16 protein-coding genes are annotated in these 14,955 nt (G+C 53.3%); all 16 read right to left on the bottom strand.

Going from position 1 to position 14,955, the window contains the following annotated elements; all coding sequences use genetic code 11:
* Window positions 1-19: 19 nt before the first annotated feature.
* Complete coding sequence (gene spo0A, locus MHI42_RS32215) at window positions 20-838, bottom strand: sporulation transcription factor Spo0A (RefSeq protein ID WP_042138725.1); 819 nt, start codon at window positions 836-838, stop codon at window positions 20-22.
* Between the two features lie 171 nt (window positions 839-1,009).
* Window positions 1,010-2,143, bottom strand: coding sequence for a SpoIVB peptidase (gene spoIVB / locus MHI42_RS32210; protein WP_171716765.1), 1,134 nt, complete (start codon window positions 2,141-2,143; stop codon window positions 1,010-1,012).
* 114 nt (window positions 2,144-2,257) lie between these two features.
* The gene (recN, locus tag MHI42_RS32205) at window positions 2,258-3,985 is read right to left on the bottom strand and encodes a DNA repair protein RecN (protein WP_171716766.1); all 1,728 of its coding nucleotides are present in this window, start codon (window positions 3,983-3,985) and stop codon (window positions 2,258-2,260) included.
* A 56-nt stretch (window positions 3,986-4,041) separates the two neighbouring features.
* Window positions 4,042-4,491 carry a transcriptional regulator ArgR gene (gene argR / locus MHI42_RS32200; RefSeq protein WP_039300423.1) on the bottom strand — a complete coding sequence of 150 codons (450 nt, stop codon included), beginning with the start codon at window positions 4,489-4,491 and terminating at the stop codon, window positions 4,042-4,044.
* A gap of 28 nt (window positions 4,492-4,519) precedes the next feature.
* Window positions 4,520-4,996 carry a hypothetical protein gene (locus tag MHI42_RS32195; protein WP_342424847.1) on the bottom strand — a complete coding sequence of 159 codons (477 nt, stop codon included), beginning with the start codon at window positions 4,994-4,996 and terminating at the stop codon, window positions 4,520-4,522.
* A 214-nt stretch (window positions 4,997-5,210) separates the two neighbouring features.
* On the bottom strand, window positions 5,211-6,110 hold the full coding sequence (locus MHI42_RS32190) for a TlyA family RNA methyltransferase (protein WP_342421819.1): 900 nt from the start codon (window positions 6,108-6,110) through the stop codon (window positions 5,211-5,213).
* A gap of 41 nt (window positions 6,111-6,151) precedes the next feature.
* Window positions 6,152-8,065 carry a 1-deoxy-D-xylulose-5-phosphate synthase gene (dxs, locus tag MHI42_RS32185; protein WP_340986246.1) on the bottom strand — a complete coding sequence of 638 codons (1,914 nt, stop codon included), beginning with the start codon at window positions 8,063-8,065 and terminating at the stop codon, window positions 6,152-6,154.
* A 94-nt stretch (window positions 8,066-8,159) separates the two neighbouring features.
* Entirely contained in the window at window positions 8,160-9,107 is a 948-nt protein-coding gene (locus tag MHI42_RS32180; protein WP_342421818.1) for a polyprenyl synthetase family protein, read from the bottom strand.
* Entirely contained in the window at window positions 9,094-9,351 is a 258-nt protein-coding gene (xseB, locus tag MHI42_RS32175) for an exodeoxyribonuclease VII small subunit (RefSeq protein WP_039300434.1), read from the bottom strand. Before xseB ends, MHI42_RS32180 begins: the two co-directional genes overlap by 14 nt.
* A gap of 4 nt (window positions 9,352-9,355) precedes the next feature.
* Window positions 9,356-10,708 (bottom strand): exodeoxyribonuclease VII large subunit, encoded by a 1,353-nt coding sequence (xseA, locus tag MHI42_RS32170; RefSeq protein ID WP_342421817.1) that lies wholly within the window; start codon window positions 10,706-10,708, stop codon window positions 9,356-9,358.
* A 9-nt stretch (window positions 10,709-10,717) separates the two neighbouring features.
* A complete protein-coding gene (gene folD, locus MHI42_RS32165) occupies window positions 10,718-11,575 on the bottom strand; it encodes a bifunctional methylenetetrahydrofolate dehydrogenase/methenyltetrahydrofolate cyclohydrolase FolD (RefSeq protein ID WP_042237848.1) in 858 nt (285 codons plus the stop codon).
* 31 nt (window positions 11,576-11,606) lie between these two features.
* Window positions 11,607-12,056: a transcription antitermination factor NusB gene (nusB, locus tag MHI42_RS32160; protein WP_042138733.1), complete on the bottom strand. Its 450-nt coding sequence runs from the start codon at window positions 12,054-12,056 to the stop codon at window positions 11,607-11,609.
* Window positions 12,057-12,199: 143 nt separating this feature from the next.
* Complete coding sequence (locus tag MHI42_RS32155) at window positions 12,200-12,433, bottom strand: DUF2273 domain-containing protein (protein ID WP_042138734.1); 234 nt, start codon at window positions 12,431-12,433, stop codon at window positions 12,200-12,202.
* 15 nt (window positions 12,434-12,448) lie between these two features.
* Entirely contained in the window at window positions 12,449-12,988 is a 540-nt protein-coding gene (gene amaP / locus MHI42_RS32150; RefSeq protein WP_039295507.1) for an alkaline shock response membrane anchor protein AmaP, read from the bottom strand.
* Window positions 12,989-13,060: 72 nt separating this feature from the next.
* Window positions 13,061-13,477, bottom strand: a complete 417-nt coding sequence (locus MHI42_RS32145; protein WP_039295505.1) for an Asp23/Gls24 family envelope stress response protein — start codon at window positions 13,475-13,477, stop codon at window positions 13,061-13,063.
* Window positions 13,478-13,597: 120 nt separating this feature from the next.
* Window positions 13,598-14,941: an acetyl-CoA carboxylase biotin carboxylase subunit gene (accC, locus tag MHI42_RS32140; protein WP_342421816.1), complete on the bottom strand. Its 1,344-nt coding sequence runs from the start codon at window positions 14,939-14,941 to the stop codon at window positions 13,598-13,600.
* Window positions 14,942-14,955 lie beyond the last annotated feature (14 nt).

The raw sequence follows: 14,955 nt of genomic DNA, 5'->3' as shown, positions 1-14,955 counted from the left end.
TATCTTGATCCTTCCCCCTTCAAGACACCTTATGCTCAATCCGCAGCTTGTCTGCTACCATGGCAATAAATTCCGAGTTAGTTGGCTTGGATTTGGAGATATTAATCGTATAGCCGAACAGATGGCTGATGCTGTCAATGTTGCCGCGGGTCCAGGCGACTTCGATCGCATGGCGGATGGCACGCTCCACGCGTGAAGGCGTTGTCTTGAATTTCTCGGCAATGGCAGGGTAGAGTGTCTTGGTTATGGCACCCAGAATCTCGATATTGTTGTAGACCATGGTGATGGCTTCACGCAGGTACTGATAACCTTTAATATGCGCAGGTACGCCGATTTCATGAATGATCGATGTAATATTGGCATCCAGATTCTTTCCTTTGGACAAAGGTACCACATTACTGGAAGATCTGGAACTCGAATAGCCGGACATGCTGGCAGAAGTGCTCATGCTGCCTTGGGCGCCCACAAGCTGACGCACACGGTTCGCCAGAACCTCCATATCGAACGGCTTCAAAATATAATAAGATGCTCCTAGCTGAACAGCTCTTTGGGTGATGTTCTCCTGGCCGAAAGCGGTCAGCATGATGATCTTCGGCTGCGGGTTCAGATCCATATCGCGCAGGCGTTCCAGAACGCCAAGGCCATCCAGATGCGGCATGATGATATCAAGAATAAGGACATCGGGAACTTTGCGTGCTCCGCTCAGCATTTGAAGCACTTCTTCACCATTATAGGCAATGCCTGTCACGGTCATATCTTCCTGTTCGGTAATGTACTCGGCAAGCAAGTTAGTGAACTCCCTGTTATCATCGGCCAACAACACTTCAATATTCTGCACTGGCTGCTTCCTCCTTATTATCTTCTCTCCCTTAAGTTTTCGACATGAAGATTGAATATCCTTCTGTCGAAAATTATTTTTCTTTATTTTTTTTCGGTGTTGATTTATAATTAAATATTTTGTTTCACGATTCGAGGTTTATCGCTGGCCTTCGACAAAAAAATCTTAAGGCTAAACCGCCTTAAGATTGTAGGGAAGCAAATTCTCTTGTTGCACCACACCGGAGTCACGAAGCATCCATTCGATGAAGCAGCCGTAACCCGACTTGGGATCATTGACGAATACGTGGGTAACTGCACCGATCAGCCGGCCATTCTGGACAATCGGACTGCCGCTCATCCCCTGAACAATCCCGCCGGTCTTATCAATCAGACGGGAATCGGTGATGCGCAGGACCATGCCTTTGGTCGCCGGAGTCTGCTGGCGGGCCACATGAATGATCTCCACATTGAAACGCTCCACCTGCTGACCATCGACTACTGTAAGAATCTGTGCCGGGCCTTCCTTCACTTCAGCGCTCATTGCAACGGGTATCGGTTCCTGGTACAGGCTGTGCTCCGGATTGCGGGTCATTTTGCCGAAGATTCCGAAATCCGTATTGCTCTCCACATTACCGAGAACCTGGCTTTCCTTCAGAAAATGGGCCCGTTTCTCCCCAGGATCGCCATCCTGGCTTTTGGAAATGGAGGTGACACTGGACTGGACGATATGGCCGCTGCCGACAACAATCGGTGTGCCGGTGTTCATGTCGGTAATGACATGCCCCAGAGCACCGTATACGCCTTGTTTCGGAGCATAGAAAGTCAGGGTACCCACACCTGCTGCGGAATCGCGGATGTAGAGCCCCAGTCTCCATACCTTGTCATTACGGTCATACGCGGGTTTTAGCTGAGCTTTGTGCTCTTTGCCGCTGCGTTTGTACACAATACTTAAGGAATCATTGCTTTTACCGGCACGTTCCACAAGCTTTGCTACCTTGGATACCTCGTCCAGCTTGACCCCATTAATGGAGATCATCAGATCACCAGGCATCAGTCCGCTGTTCTCGCCGGGTGAAATCTTGGACTGCTCCGACACTTCAATCAGATGATGGCCCACAACCAGAACCCCTGCTGACTTCACTTTCACGCCAATCGTCTGACCTCCCGGGATGACTCTAAGCTCATTGTCATTCCCCTGAACCGCTTTATGCGGCTGATGTTCCAGCGGTGCTGCAAAGCTCTGTTGAGGTCCCGTTATGCCTGATAAGCTGAGAAAGAAGGCAAATAAAAGGCCGGGCATTAACTTCCTGAGGTTCGGCTTCAATGGCTGTCACGCTCCCTTTTGCTTCTTTCGCTTGACGAAAAAGGTGGTCGCCAATTGCGTACCTATAAGATAACCTTGCCCCCAGGCTTTTATTACTGTCAATCATTGTCCCGCTTACCCAGCAGCAGCTTTGCTGGCCTCAGCCAAACCGAGCATTTCCTGTGCGTGATGCAATGTTTTTTCGGTAATTTCCACACCACCCAGCATACGGGCCAGCTCCAGCACCCGGCCTTCCGCCGAGAGGGAGTCCACTTCGGTCATCGTGCGTCCGTCTTCGACTTTTTTGACAATCAGATATTGATGATCCGCCATACAGGCCACCTGCGGCAAGTGAGTAATGGAGAACACCTGACAGGTGGAGGACAGCTTGTATAATTTATCCGCAATGGATTGTGCCGCGCGCCCGCTGACACCGGTATCCACTTCATCGAAGATCAGGACAGGAATGGCGTCATGCCGGGCAAAAATACTCTTCATCGCCAGCATGATGCGGGACAGCTCACCGCCGGAGGCGATTTTGCCCAGCGGCCGCAGCGGTTCGCCCGGGTTCGGGGAGATCATGAACTCTGCGCTGTCAATCCCCTGCCGGGTAAGACGGTATCGCCGGTCCTGATACTCAATACCGCGCGGGTCTTCGAGCGTATCCATTTTGACCTGAAGCGAAGTCCGCTCCATCTGCAGATCCTTCAGCTCACCTTCCACTTGGGAAGCGAGATCCGTAGCACACTGGCGGCGTGCCGTGCTGAGCGCTCCGGCGGCTTTCATTAAAGTGCCGAGCAGGCCATCGCGTTTGGCCGTCAATTTCTCAATGTATTCGTCCTTATTCTCCAGAAGATCGGTCTCCCGGTGAATCTGCTCATAATACTCCAGAATCTGCTCTACACTGTCTCCGTATTTGCGCCGTAGCCCTGTGATAAGATCCAGACGGTTCTCAATTTCCTCCAGCCGCGCCGGATTGAATTCGATATCTTCGCGGTAGTCACGCAACTGGAAGGCCGCATCCTCCAGCTGGTAATACGACGACTGCAGCTGCTCGAACACAGCCCTCAGGCCCTTCTCGTCATAACGGATCGCATCCTCCAGCTTGGAGATGACACTCCCGATGGATTCCAGCCCTTGCCTGTCATACAGCAGCTCGTATGCGCCGGATACTGAATCCATCATTTTCTCACTGTGGGATAGTTTGACCCTTTCTTCGTTAAGTAATTCATCTTCTCCCGGTTTTAGTCCTGCAGCAGAAATTTCCTCCAGCTGAAAACGGTACAAATCAAGCATTTGATACGCTTTTTGACTGGATTCCTGAAGTTCCCGGAGTTCTTTTTCCACTTTGGCGAAGGCCGTATATTTCTCCTGGTAGTCAGCTTTGAGCGGGCCAATCACAGCTTCGCCGTAAGTATCCAGCAGCCCCAGATGACGTTCAGCCTTCAGCAGGTTCTGATGCTCATGCTGCCCGTGGATATTCACCAGCTGTTCACCGATTTCCCGCAGCATGCTGAGATTGACCATCTGGCCGTTCACCCTTGAAGTGCTTTTGCCTTGAGAGGTAATCTCCCGGCGGATCACCAGGTGCTCTTCGCGTTCTGCTCCAATGCCAAGCCGTTCCAGCGTATCCCAGACCGGATGAGTTCCCGGCAAGCTGAAAAGCGCTTCCATTTCTGCCTTTTCACACCCATACCGGATAGAGTCCGCAGAACCACGGCCCCCGGCAATGAGTGCAAGCGCATCGATAATAATCGATTTCCCTGCCCCCGTCTCCCCTGTAAGAACATGAAAGCCGGGATAAAAATGCACATCCACCGCCTCAACGACGGCCAGATTGCGGATTGATAACGTGTCTAACACGAATACAGCACCTCCGAAAAGATGATCGCTTATTTAAGTGTAAAAGGGTGATGAAGTTACGAGATGTAGCCCATAATTTGTGCAATAACGCCTTTGCTGTCCTCAGGCTGGCGGCAGATAATCAGAATGGTGTCATCGCCCGAGATGGTGCCCATAATTTGCGGCCAGTCAATATTATCAATCAGTGCAGCCACAGAATTGGCTGTTCCCGGAAGACATTTCATAACCACAAGGTTGGCGGAGAAATCGATCTGCACAAAATTATCCACCAGCACCCGCTTAAGCTTCTGGGTCGGATTATAGCGCTGGTCAGTCGGCAGGGAGTATTTGTAGCGCCCGTCATCCATCGGCACCTTAATCAGCAGCAGTTCCTTGATATCACGGGATACTGTGGCCTGGGTAACCTGAAATCCGGATTCACGCAGAGCCTCCACCAGATCATCCTGGGTCTCGATCTCCCTCTGCGTAATAATTTCTCTTATTTTGATGTGCCTGTGTCCCTTCATTGTTGCCTCCCGTATTTATAAGTTGATCTCAATTGGATTCACCATCGTCTTTGCCTAACTTAATTACATGAATTGCTGAATTCACCGTATCCACGTACAGCACACCACTGCAATCCGGATAAATTAGCAGATAAGGAAGCAGAGTGTCGCGAAGTCCGCTGCCGGTGAACTCAAGCCCTTTGCGCGGCCGGGACAGAATAACCAGATAGAAATGCTCCTCATCTTTGCTGGCCACATAATCAATGAACAGCCTGCTGTACATCGGTGCCCCGTTCACTTGAAAGGACAAAGGAATCTTCAGCTTGCCGCCAATGACCTCGTAACCGGCATCCTCTAATAATGCGATGGACGGATGAGGCTGAATAATGGTATTGATCGGCACCCGGTCCTTCATGAACGATCTTGGGGAACCTTGGAGCCAGATGTAGATCCGGTAAACGATAAAGATTGCCGCCGCCAGTCCAATGAGTGCTACAACGGCCTTGTCAGAGCTCGCCACTCCCATCACCTCGGTGAATCTATTCGAGTGAAGGCAGGCGAAATCCTGCTTGAGGGGAATAACAGAGCCTGATCCGGCAGCAAAAAGTTGAAGCTGACTGCAGATGAAGCGTTGCCTGCTTAAGTTCATTAATTATAACGTATAACACCGCTTGAAGCATGTATATTGCAGGCAGAAAACGGCAGATGATTTAATTCTTTATTTTTGCAGCAAAAGAAACTCATCGCTTCGATGAGTTTCCATTGTTCGTAGCGCTAAAGGTTGCATTCGCTTCCTTGATTACGGATTCGGCAAGCGCGGCGAAAGGATTCGGCTGTGCTTCAGCCGGGAAAAGCTGCTGTTCGTGCTGTTCGTTCGTAGAGTTATCTACCGCTACAGGCAGCAGCTTCCAGTGAGCCAGGAATTCAATATTGCCTTCCCCTCCGGTAATTGGAGAGAAGGTCAGCCCTTCCAGCTTATAGCCCAGCCCGGCCGCCATTGACAGCACATTAACAAGCACCTCTTTGTGAACGGCTGATTCGCGGACTACACCGGATTTCCCCACCTTTTCCCGTCCGGCCTCGAACTGCGGCTTGATCAGCGCAGCGATATCGGCCGGGCGGTTCAGGAGCGCCATCAGCGGCGGCAGAATAATCTTCAGTGAAATAAAGGACACATCAATACTGGCAAAGTCAGGTACCGGCCCCTTCAGGTCAGGCGGGGTCATGTAGCGGAAGTTGGTCTGCTCCATTACGGTTACCCGTTCGTCGTTGCGCAGGCTCCAGTCCAGCTGGTTATGGCCGACATCAATAGCATACACATGTGCTGCCCCGTTCTGGAGCGCACAATCGGTGAAGCCTCCTGTTGAGGAGCCGATATCCAGCATATTCCTCCCGTTCAGGTCAATGCCGAAGTGCCGAAGTGCCTTCTCCAGCTTCAGGCCGCCCCGGCTGACGTAGGGATGCACAGCTCCTTTGACTCTTAAGACAGAGCTGCGCAGCACCTTCATTCCCGGCTTCTCAATCCGTTCTTCATTCGCCAGCACAAGCCCTGCCATGATTGCTGCCTTGGCCTTCTCACGGCTGTCGTAGAAGCCTTGCTCAACTAACAGTACATCTATACGTTCTTTAGGGTGTTCCATGTTCATCTCCTGGTCACTTGGGTCCGGCTTCCACCCTGTACTCAGGAATTGGAAGTCGACTTGTAAGTATAAGTGCTTAGCGCCTTCATCGCCTTGATCCGTGTACACAAGGCTTCAACGGTGAGGCCGGTTTCCTGGCGCTGTTCCTTGATCGAACCATGCTCAACGAAGATATCCGGCACGCCCATCAAGTGAACTCGTGCATCATAAATTTCATGTTCCGCATAGAATTCGAGCACTGCGCTGCCTAGGCTGCCTGCCTGGCTGGCTTCTTCAAGCACAACCATGCTGGTTCCGGCATGAGCCAGTTCAAGCAGCATGGTATTATCCAGCGGCTTCAGGAACCGGGCGTTCACTACGCTAACCTGAATGCCTTCACGCTTGAGCAGCTCAGCTGCCTCCTCGGCTAGCTGAACCATCGGGCCGCAGGCCAGCACTGCGTAATCATCCCCGGGACGCAGACGCTCCCAGGAGCCGATAGGCAGACAATGCAGTTCGGCATCTACAGCCGCTCCGGTGCCTTCAATCCGCGGATAACGGTAAGCAATAGGTCCGTCATTGTATTCCAGTGCCGTCTTCATCATATGGCGCAGCTCATTCTCATCCTTAGGCATCATAAGCACTATATTCGGGATGTGCCGCATGAAAGCTATATCATATACCCCTTGATGGGTCTCCCCGTCCGCTCCGACAAAACCGGCGCGGTCGATGGCAAACATTACATTGGCATTATGTCTGCAGATATCATGGACAATCTGGTCATAGGCACGCTGCATAAAAGTGGAGTAAACGGCATAGACCGGCTTCATCCCCTCCATGGCCAGTGCGGCGCACAGCGTGGCTGCATGCTGCTCAGCGATACCGACATCGATCATCCGGTCCGGGAATTCCTTGGCGAACGGGAACAGGCCCGAGCCGCCCGGCATTGCCGGTGTGACCGCAATCAGTCTTGAATCCTGACGGCCCAGCTCAATCAGCGTCTCCCCGAACACTTCGGTATACATCGGGTGGCTGACAGCCTTCACAGCCTTAAGAGACTGGCCGGATTCAATTTTGTAGGGTGAGATCGCATGTGATTTATAGAAGTCCGTTTCGGCCGGCTTGTAGCCTTTGCCCTTCGTCGTCAGCACATGTACCAGCACAGGACCAGACACATTATCTGCCTGATGGAAGGTGTCGATCATTTTCTCCAGATCATGACCATCCACGGGTCCCAGATACGTGAATCCGAGCTCTTCGAACAGAACACCGGGAACCAGCATGTTCTTCAGGCCGTCCTTCACATTCTGCGCCGTCTTGGCCAGCCGCCCGCCAATCGCCGGGATTTTCTTGAGCAGGCCTTCCACTTCATCCTTCGCACGCAGATAATGGCGGTCCGAGCGGATTTTGCTCAAATAATTATGCATGGCTCCTACATTCGGTGCAATAGACATCTCATTGTCATTGAGGATAACCATCAGTTTGCGGCGTTCATGTCCAATATGGTTCAGCGCCTCAAAGGCCATCCCCCCGGTAAGCGCACCGTCGCCGATCACAGCGATGACCCTATTGTCCTCGCCCTTCAAATCCCGGGCCATAGCCATACCCATTGCGGCAGACAAAGAGGTACTGCTGTGTCCGGCTTCCCAGACATCATGCTCGCTCTCCGAACGCTTCACAAAGCCGCATAAGCCGCCCTGCTTGCGCAGTGTATCAAACCGGTCCTGGCGGCCAGTCAGTATCTTGTGTACATACGCCTGATGACCGACGTCATATATCATCTTGTCCCGGGGACTGTCATAGCAGTAATGCAGGGCCAGCGTGAGCTCCACTACCCCCAGGTTGGATCCGAGATGCCCTCCGGTTACTGTAAGTTTGTCTATTAAAAACCGGCGGATTTCTTCCGCAAGGGCTGCCAGCTCCTCGACTGACAAAGATTTAAGTTGCTGAGGATCATTTATTTGTGGAAGCAGCACGAGTATTCCCCGCTTTCCTAGATGTTGTAAAATATAAACCCCATTATAACACAAACGAAACGGCTGTCGAAACACAGCCGTTTCCGAAATGTACCTAATGATCGCGTGACATCAAATAATTTGCAATTTCAAGCAGCCGGGTATGATCCTGAAATCCGCCCTCAAGGACCGCGCTGTGCGCTTCAGCGGTCAGCCGCTTCACCTCTTCACGCGAGGCTTCCAGGCCGATGAAGTAGGGATAGGTCACCTTTTGCTGCTTGATATCACTGCCGGTTTTTTTGCCCAGCTTGCTCTCATCGCCGACCAGATCAAGGATATCATCCTGAATCTGAAAAGCCAGGCCAATCTGCGTACCGAACTGGCGCAGCGCCTCCAGCTGACGTTCATCCGCACCGGCGATTCTGCCTCCCGCCAGCAGCGAGAAGATCATCAGATCGCCTGTCTTATGAAGATGGATATACTGAAGCTGATGCAGGTCGGTTAAGCCCTGCTCGCCTTCCATATCGGCAACCTGCCCGCCGACCATTCCGCGCGGACCGGCCATTTCGGCCAGATCCTCAACAATGGACAGCACATTCTCTGCCGGAACGCCAAATTTACGCGAAGCTTGTACCACACTATAGAATGCATGCGTCAGCAGTGCATCCCCGGCCAGGATCGCCGCAGCTTCCCCGAAGACCTTGTGGTTCGTGAGCTTGCCGCGCCGGTAGTCGTCATTATCCATGGCCGGCAGATCATCGTGAATCAATGAATAGGTATGCACCATTTCAATCGCTGCCGCTACGGGCAGCGCAGCCTCACGGCTGCCGCCAAGCGCTTCACAGGCGGCGATGACCAGCAGCGGGCGCAGGCGTTTGCCTCCGGCCTGCAGCGAGTAGTCCATCGCCTCCCTGAGCACCTGAGGCACAGTCCACTGCGCAGGCAGGGTTGCCGTCAGTGCATCAGCAACCCAGTGGCCCACCTCTGCAATATACTGCTCAAGCGGTGCGCGCCCGTGTGCTTCCGCTTCACTGCTGCCCGGTTCCAGCTCAGAACGACTCATCGCCATCGCCTTCCAGCCGGGCTCCGAATGGCTTCTTGCGCAGCTCGCCATCCTCTACCGTAATCATCTCGATCTTGCGCTCTACCTGCTCCAGCTTACTGCCGCAGAGCTGCGACAGCTTCATTCCCTGCTGGAATAAATCAATCGCCTTCTCCAGGGGAACGTCGCCATGCTCAAGCTCGCGTACGATTCCCTCCAGGCGCTCCATGGCTCCCTCAAAATCCAGTTCCGCTTCCTTTGCCATCGTCTTAAACATCCTCCTTCATTCCCCATACCTGGCAGTTTAGCTGTCCGTCATTAAGCTTTATGTTCACCTTATCGCCTACTTCAACTTCCTTCAGCGATTTGATTAAATGCTCTTCGTTCTCGTCGTACACGAGGCTGTAGCCCCGTGACATCACCTTGAGCGGGCTGAGCGCATCCAGATGGCGCAGCTCAGCCACATAGCGCGCGCGCTTATCCTGGAAGCGCGCCTGCATGGCCCCCGTCAGCTCACGGGTAAGGCTATCCGTGCGCCGGCGGGCAGCGCTGATGCTATCCCGCGGATGGAAGCGCTGCAGGCTCTGATGCAGCAGCGCGCTGCGCCCCTGCGCGCGGCTGTGCCTTGCCTCGGCTGCGCGGACCAGGGCCGCGCGCAGCATGTCCAGCCGCTGCGCGTGCTGGGCCAGCTGCCGGCGCGGGCCGGCCAGCGCCAGCGAGCGCTGCAGCGCCGTGAGGCGCTCGCCGCTGCGCTGTGAGCGGCGCAGCAGCCCTTGGCGCAGCCGCTGCTGGGCGGTGCGCAGCTGCCCGGCTAGCTCGGCTGCGCTCGGCACGGCAAGCTCCGCTGCCGCCGTAGGGGTTGCCGCACGGAGATCGGCGGCGAAGTCGGCGATCGTGAAGTCGGTCTCGTGGCCGACGGCCGAGATGACCGGAATTCTGGAGGCCGCAATCGCGCGGGCGACGGCCTCTTCATTGAAGGCCCAGAGCTCCTCCAGGGAGCCGCCGCCGCGCCCTACAATCAGCACATCGGCCTCGCCCATGGCGTTCAGGTTCTCGATGGCCTTCACAATGGAAGGGCCGGCGCCTTTACCCTGTACAAGCACAGGATAGAGCACCACCGCCACCTGCGGATAACGGCGCTGCAGGGTGATGATAATATCCCGCACTGCCGCTCCTGTCGGCGAGGTAACTACACCGATCACGCGCGGGAACCGCGGCAGCGGACGCTTGCGCGCCGCTGCGAACAGCCCCTCCTGCTCCAGCTTGCTCTTCAGCTGTTCGTAAGCCAGATACAGGCTGCCGATTCCGTCCGGCTGCATGTGGGTGGCGTAGAATTGATACTGCCCGTCCCGTTCATAGACCGTCACGTTGCCTCTGGCAATGACCTTGGTCCCTTCCTTCGGTACAAAAGGCAGCCGCGAGTTATGTGAAGCAAACATGATCGCCTTGATCCGGCTGCTCTCATCCTTCAGCGTGAAATACATATGCCCGCTTCCGTGGTGGGTGAAATTCGATATTTCACCGCGGATCCATACATCGGAGAGCACCGCATCCGAATCCAGCTTCATGCGGATATACTTGTTAAGTTCCTTAATGGAGTAGACCTGCCGCTCTGCCGCCATAAGCTTAGCCTACTTCAGGCCGTGGCGGCGTTTGGCCGCGATCAGCGTGTTGCTCATCAGCATCGTGATCGTCATCGGCCCTACTCCGCCCGGCACAGGCGTAATAAACCCGGCGACTTCACGGGCACTCTCATAATCGACATCACCGGCAAGCTTGCCGGTATCCAGGCGGTTCATTCCGACATCAATGACAACTGCACCCGGCTTCACGAAGGAAGCATCGATGAAGTTAGCCCGGCCGATGGCAACTACCAGAATATCCGCCTGGCGGCTGAGTTCAGCCATATTCGCGGTGCGTGAATGACACATGGTAACCGTGGCATTCTCACGCTGCAGCAGCAGGGACACCGGCTTGCCGACAATATTGCTGCGGCCGATAACCACAGCATGCTTGCCGGAAATATCAGTGCCTGTCCGTTTGATCAATTCGATGACTCCCGCAGGAGTACAAGGGAGCAGACTGTCATCACCGATGACGAGGTTCCCTACATTGACCGGATGGAACCCGTCAACATCCTTCTCCACGGAAATGGCATTAATGACTGCCTTCTCTTCAATATGCTTCGGAAGCGGCAATTGCACGAGAATGCCGTCAATATCATCACGGCCGTTCAGATCAGCCACCAGAGCGAGCAGCTCCTCCTGGCTCGTTGCCGCATCCAGCCGGTGAACCTCGGAATGGAAGCCCAGCTCAATACATGATTTTTCCTTGTTACGCACATAGACCTGAGAAGCCGGATCTTCACCGACTAGAACGACAGCAAGACCGGGCTTAACGCCACGTTCCGTAAGCTCTGCAACCTCCCGGGCAATGCTGATCCGAATTTCGTCCGATACCTGTTTACCGCTGATAATCGCTGCTGTCATGTAAGTCTCTCCCCTTTTGTCTATTTAACGATTACAGATCCGCTCTAAGCGTATCTACATCCTGAATCATCTTGCCAAGTACGCCGTTTACGAATTTACCGGAATCATCGGTGCCGAAATGCTTGGCCAGATCAATTGCCTCATTGACAGCTACCTTAGCCGGTACATCACTGGCAAAGATCATCTCGAACGTGGCCAGACGCAGAATCTGACGGTCAACACGGGACAGGCGGCTCATCTGCCAGCCTTTGAGGTAATGCTCCAGCATTTCGTCGATGGCCATTTTGTGCTCCCAGACGCCATTTACATGGGCGATCACATAAGCCTTCAGCTCGGTCTCGTCAGTGATGACGCGTTCAGTTTCGTTCTCATCGGCAGCTTCCTCAATCAGCATTTCTACAGCCTCAGTAACTTCCACATCATTCATTTCCATCTGGTACAGACTCTGGACAATAATTTCTCTCGCTAAACGTCTTTTCATTTGTTCCTCCTACAGTCTTAACTAGCATACTTTGTATTTGAATTTCTTAAATCTTCTTACCAAAAAACCGCGCAGCCGTTCTTCCGCAGGTCAGCAACTCAAAGTAACGGGTTCCAGGCTTCCGGGAGAAAGACTATCGCGGTTCATTTGAAGGGACGCCAGCGTCCGGACAGCCGGCTCACGAGCTCCTGCCACTGAAACAGGGGAGCCTGTGCGGTATCCTTTCTTTTGCCAAGCGTATATCCGATGAACACTACCAGTGCAAAGAACAGCATATCCCAAAAACCGCTAATCAGATAAATCAGACCGAGAACGACCCCGAAGGTAACTCCGGCAATTCTACCCCCGTGACTTTCCCATACTTCTCTCCAAGACATAAGGGAAACTCACCTCTATTCCACTCGACTTTTGAAGCTTGGTGACTGTGTGAGGTTAGCAATATATACAGATACATCCGCTACCGGAATTCCGGTTGTTTCCTGCACGAAATCATGCACCTGGCGCTGCACCTCCGTAGTAAGCAGAGGCAGGGAATGCTCGCCGTCCACAACTGCCCGGATCATAATTTCAAGTCCGGCCTGCGAGACGCGGATGCGCGACTTCAGATCACGGATGCCCTTCACTTTGCCTGCAGCCTTGAGGCTGAGGTTCTCGATGGTTTCCATGGAGATCTGAATGTCCCCATACTCTGTACGCTGATCCACGGACGGCAGGGAAGCACGGTCGCGGCGCAAGGAGATGTAGAAGAAACGGATGCTCAGCAGGAAAAGAATAACCGCAGCTGTAATCGCAGCGATATAGGCCCCCGGCCCGTCAGGAATCTCAAACGTGTCCGGAATGGCGCCGCTCAAGAGGAGGATGGCAATTACAGATAGTATTCCGATACTTAAGCTGTAAAGGAACAGCAGAAGCCTGTCCAGAATTTTGGCCACGAGTCACATAACCTCCTTAAATTAAGGTAAACCCTCGACCTACGTCGGGGGTTTATGGAAGAACAAAGGCCTTTACTTCACGCGGATAACCGCGTCTGTATCTTCGCTTTTGTCAACACTTGTGGCGTTTCTGAACTGCACATCATGGATATGCACATTCACTTCTACAACCGTCAGGCCGGTCATGGTTTCGATGGAACGCTTAACGTTGCGCTGAATTTCAGCAGCCACTTCAGGAAGACGGTTGCCGTATTCAATGATTACGGATACATCCACTGCAGCTTCGCGTTGTCCCACTTCAACCTTAACGCCCTTAGACAAGTTCTTGCGTCCGAGAAGCTCCACGATTCCTCCGGCGAAACCGCCGCTCATTCCGGCCACGCCTTTAACCTCTACGGTTGCCAAACCTGCGATAACCTCGATCACTTCAGGAGCAATCTGGATCTCACCAATTTCCGTACGTTCGTATTCTGTCGGCAATGTACTCATTTTGGACTTCACACCTTTCCGGTAAAAAAGTTATTCGGGCATTTCAAGCAAGGCAGCACGTCTCTTATTAAACATACTATATCATTTGACGAACTTTATGACAAACAATGAGAAGTCGTCCTAAATTTCATACTCTTCCAGGAATTTGATATCGAAATTCCCGTCCAAAAATACCGGATGCTCCAGCAATCTCTGATGGAAAGGTATGGTTGTATGTATGCCTTCCACAGCGAATTCGGATAAAGCCCGTTTCATCTTGGCAATGGCTTCATAGCGCGTCGGCGCCCAGACGATCAGCTTGGCGATCATCGAGTCATAAAAAGGTGAAATGGTGTAGCCCGGATAAGCCGCGCTGTCCACCCGCACTCCAAGTCCGCCCGGCGGCAGATAAAAGCCGATTTTGCCCGGAGACGGCATGAAATTACGTTCAGGGTCCTCGGCGTTAATACGGCATTCGATTGACCAGCCGTTGATCACAATATCCTCCTGGGTGAAGGACAAGGGGCTGCCTTCCGCCACAGAGATCATTTCCTTGATCAGATCCACGCCGGTGACCATCTCCGTTACCGGATGCTCAACCTGGATACGCGTGTTCATCTCCATGAAGTAGAACTGTCCGTCCGGCCCCAGCAGGAATTCCAGCGTACCCGCTCCCGAGTAATTTACCGCCTGCGCAGCCCGTACAGCCGCTTGACCCATTGCATCACGGACCTCCGGGGTAAGCACGGAGCAAGGCGCTTCTTCAATCAGCTTCTGGCGGCGGCGCTGCACGGAGCAGTCCCGTTCACCCAGATGGACTACATTGCCATGATTATCGGCGATAATCTGAATCTCCACATGCTTCATGCCGGTCAGGAATTTCTCAAGATACACACCAGCGTTGCCAAAAGCCTTCTGCGCTTCCTGCTGGGCAGCCGTAATCTGCTTCACCAGTGATGCTTCGTCCTCGGCAATGCGGATGCCTTTGCCTCCGCCGCCTGCTGTAGCCTTGACGATGATCGGATAACCAATATCACGGCCCAGCATAACCGCTTCCTCTATGTCGCCGACAAGCCCGTCAGAGCCCGGAATAATCGGAACTCCGGCCAGCTTCATGGTTTCTTTGGCTACAGCCTTGTCACCCATCCGTGTGATCGCATCCGGAGAAGGGCCTATAAATGTAATATTGCAGGATTCACAAATCTCCGCGAAATCCGCATTCTCGGCCAGGAAGCCATAGCCGGGATGAATGGCATCACAGTCGGTGAGCGTGGCTACGCTCATAATATTTGTAAAATTCAGATAGCTGTCCTTGGCGGGCATCGGACCAATACAGTACGCTTCATCAGCCAGACGGACATGCAGTGAATCCCGGTCCGGCTCCGAATAGACTGCTACGGTGGAAATGCCCAGTTCACGGCAGGCCCTGATAATGCGGACCGCGATTTCGCCGCGGTTGGCAATCAACACTTTTTGAATGTTCATGCTTTTCCTCCCAA

The organism is Paenibacillus sp. FSL E2-0178, from assembly GCF_038593005.1.
GTDB classification, from domain to species: domain Bacteria; phylum Bacillota; class Bacilli; order Paenibacillales; family Paenibacillaceae; genus Paenibacillus_AQ; species Paenibacillus_AQ phytohabitans.
This window is presented reverse-complemented; position numbering and strand designations above follow the sequence as displayed.

Excerpts from the sequence above, each read along its gene's own strand:
- xseA (WP_342421817.1), bottom strand. The coding sequence starts at position 10,708 with ATGGCGGCAGAGCGGCAGGTCTACTCCATTAAGGAACTTAACAAGTAT.
- MHI42_RS32180 (WP_342421818.1), bottom strand. The coding sequence starts at position 9,107 with ATGAGTCGTTCTGAGCTGGAACCGGGCAGCAGTGAAGCGGAAGCACAC.
- folD (WP_042237848.1), bottom strand. The coding sequence starts at position 11,575 with ATGACAGCAGCGATTATCAGCGGTAAACAGGTATCGGACGAAATTCGG.
- MHI42_RS32190 (WP_342421819.1), bottom strand. The coding sequence starts at position 6,110 with ATGGAACACCCTAAAGAACGTATAGATGTACTGTTAGTTGAGCAAGGC.
- nusB (WP_042138733.1), bottom strand. The coding sequence starts at position 12,056 with ATGAAAAGACGTTTAGCGAGAGAAATTATTGTCCAGAGTCTGTACCAG.
- argR (WP_039300423.1), bottom strand. The coding sequence starts at position 4,491 with ATGAAGGGACACAGGCACATCAAAATAAGAGAAATTATTACGCAGAGG.
- MHI42_RS32145 (WP_039295505.1), bottom strand. The coding sequence starts at position 13,477 with ATGAGTACATTGCCGACAGAATACGAACGTACGGAAATTGGTGAGATC.
- MHI42_RS32195 (WP_342424847.1), bottom strand. The coding sequence starts at position 4,996 with ATGGGAGTGGCGAGCTCTGACAAGGCCGTTGTAGCACTCATTGGACTG.
- MHI42_RS32155 (WP_042138734.1), bottom strand. The coding sequence starts at position 12,433 with ATGTCTTGGAGAGAAGTATGGGAAAGTCACGGGGGTAGAATTGCCGGA.
- accC (WP_342421816.1), bottom strand. The coding sequence starts at position 14,941 with ATGAACATTCAAAAAGTGTTGATTGCCAACCGCGGCGAAATCGCGGTC.
- xseB (WP_039300434.1), bottom strand. The coding sequence starts at position 9,351 with ATGGCAAAGGAAGCGGAACTGGATTTTGAGGGAGCCATGGAGCGCCTG.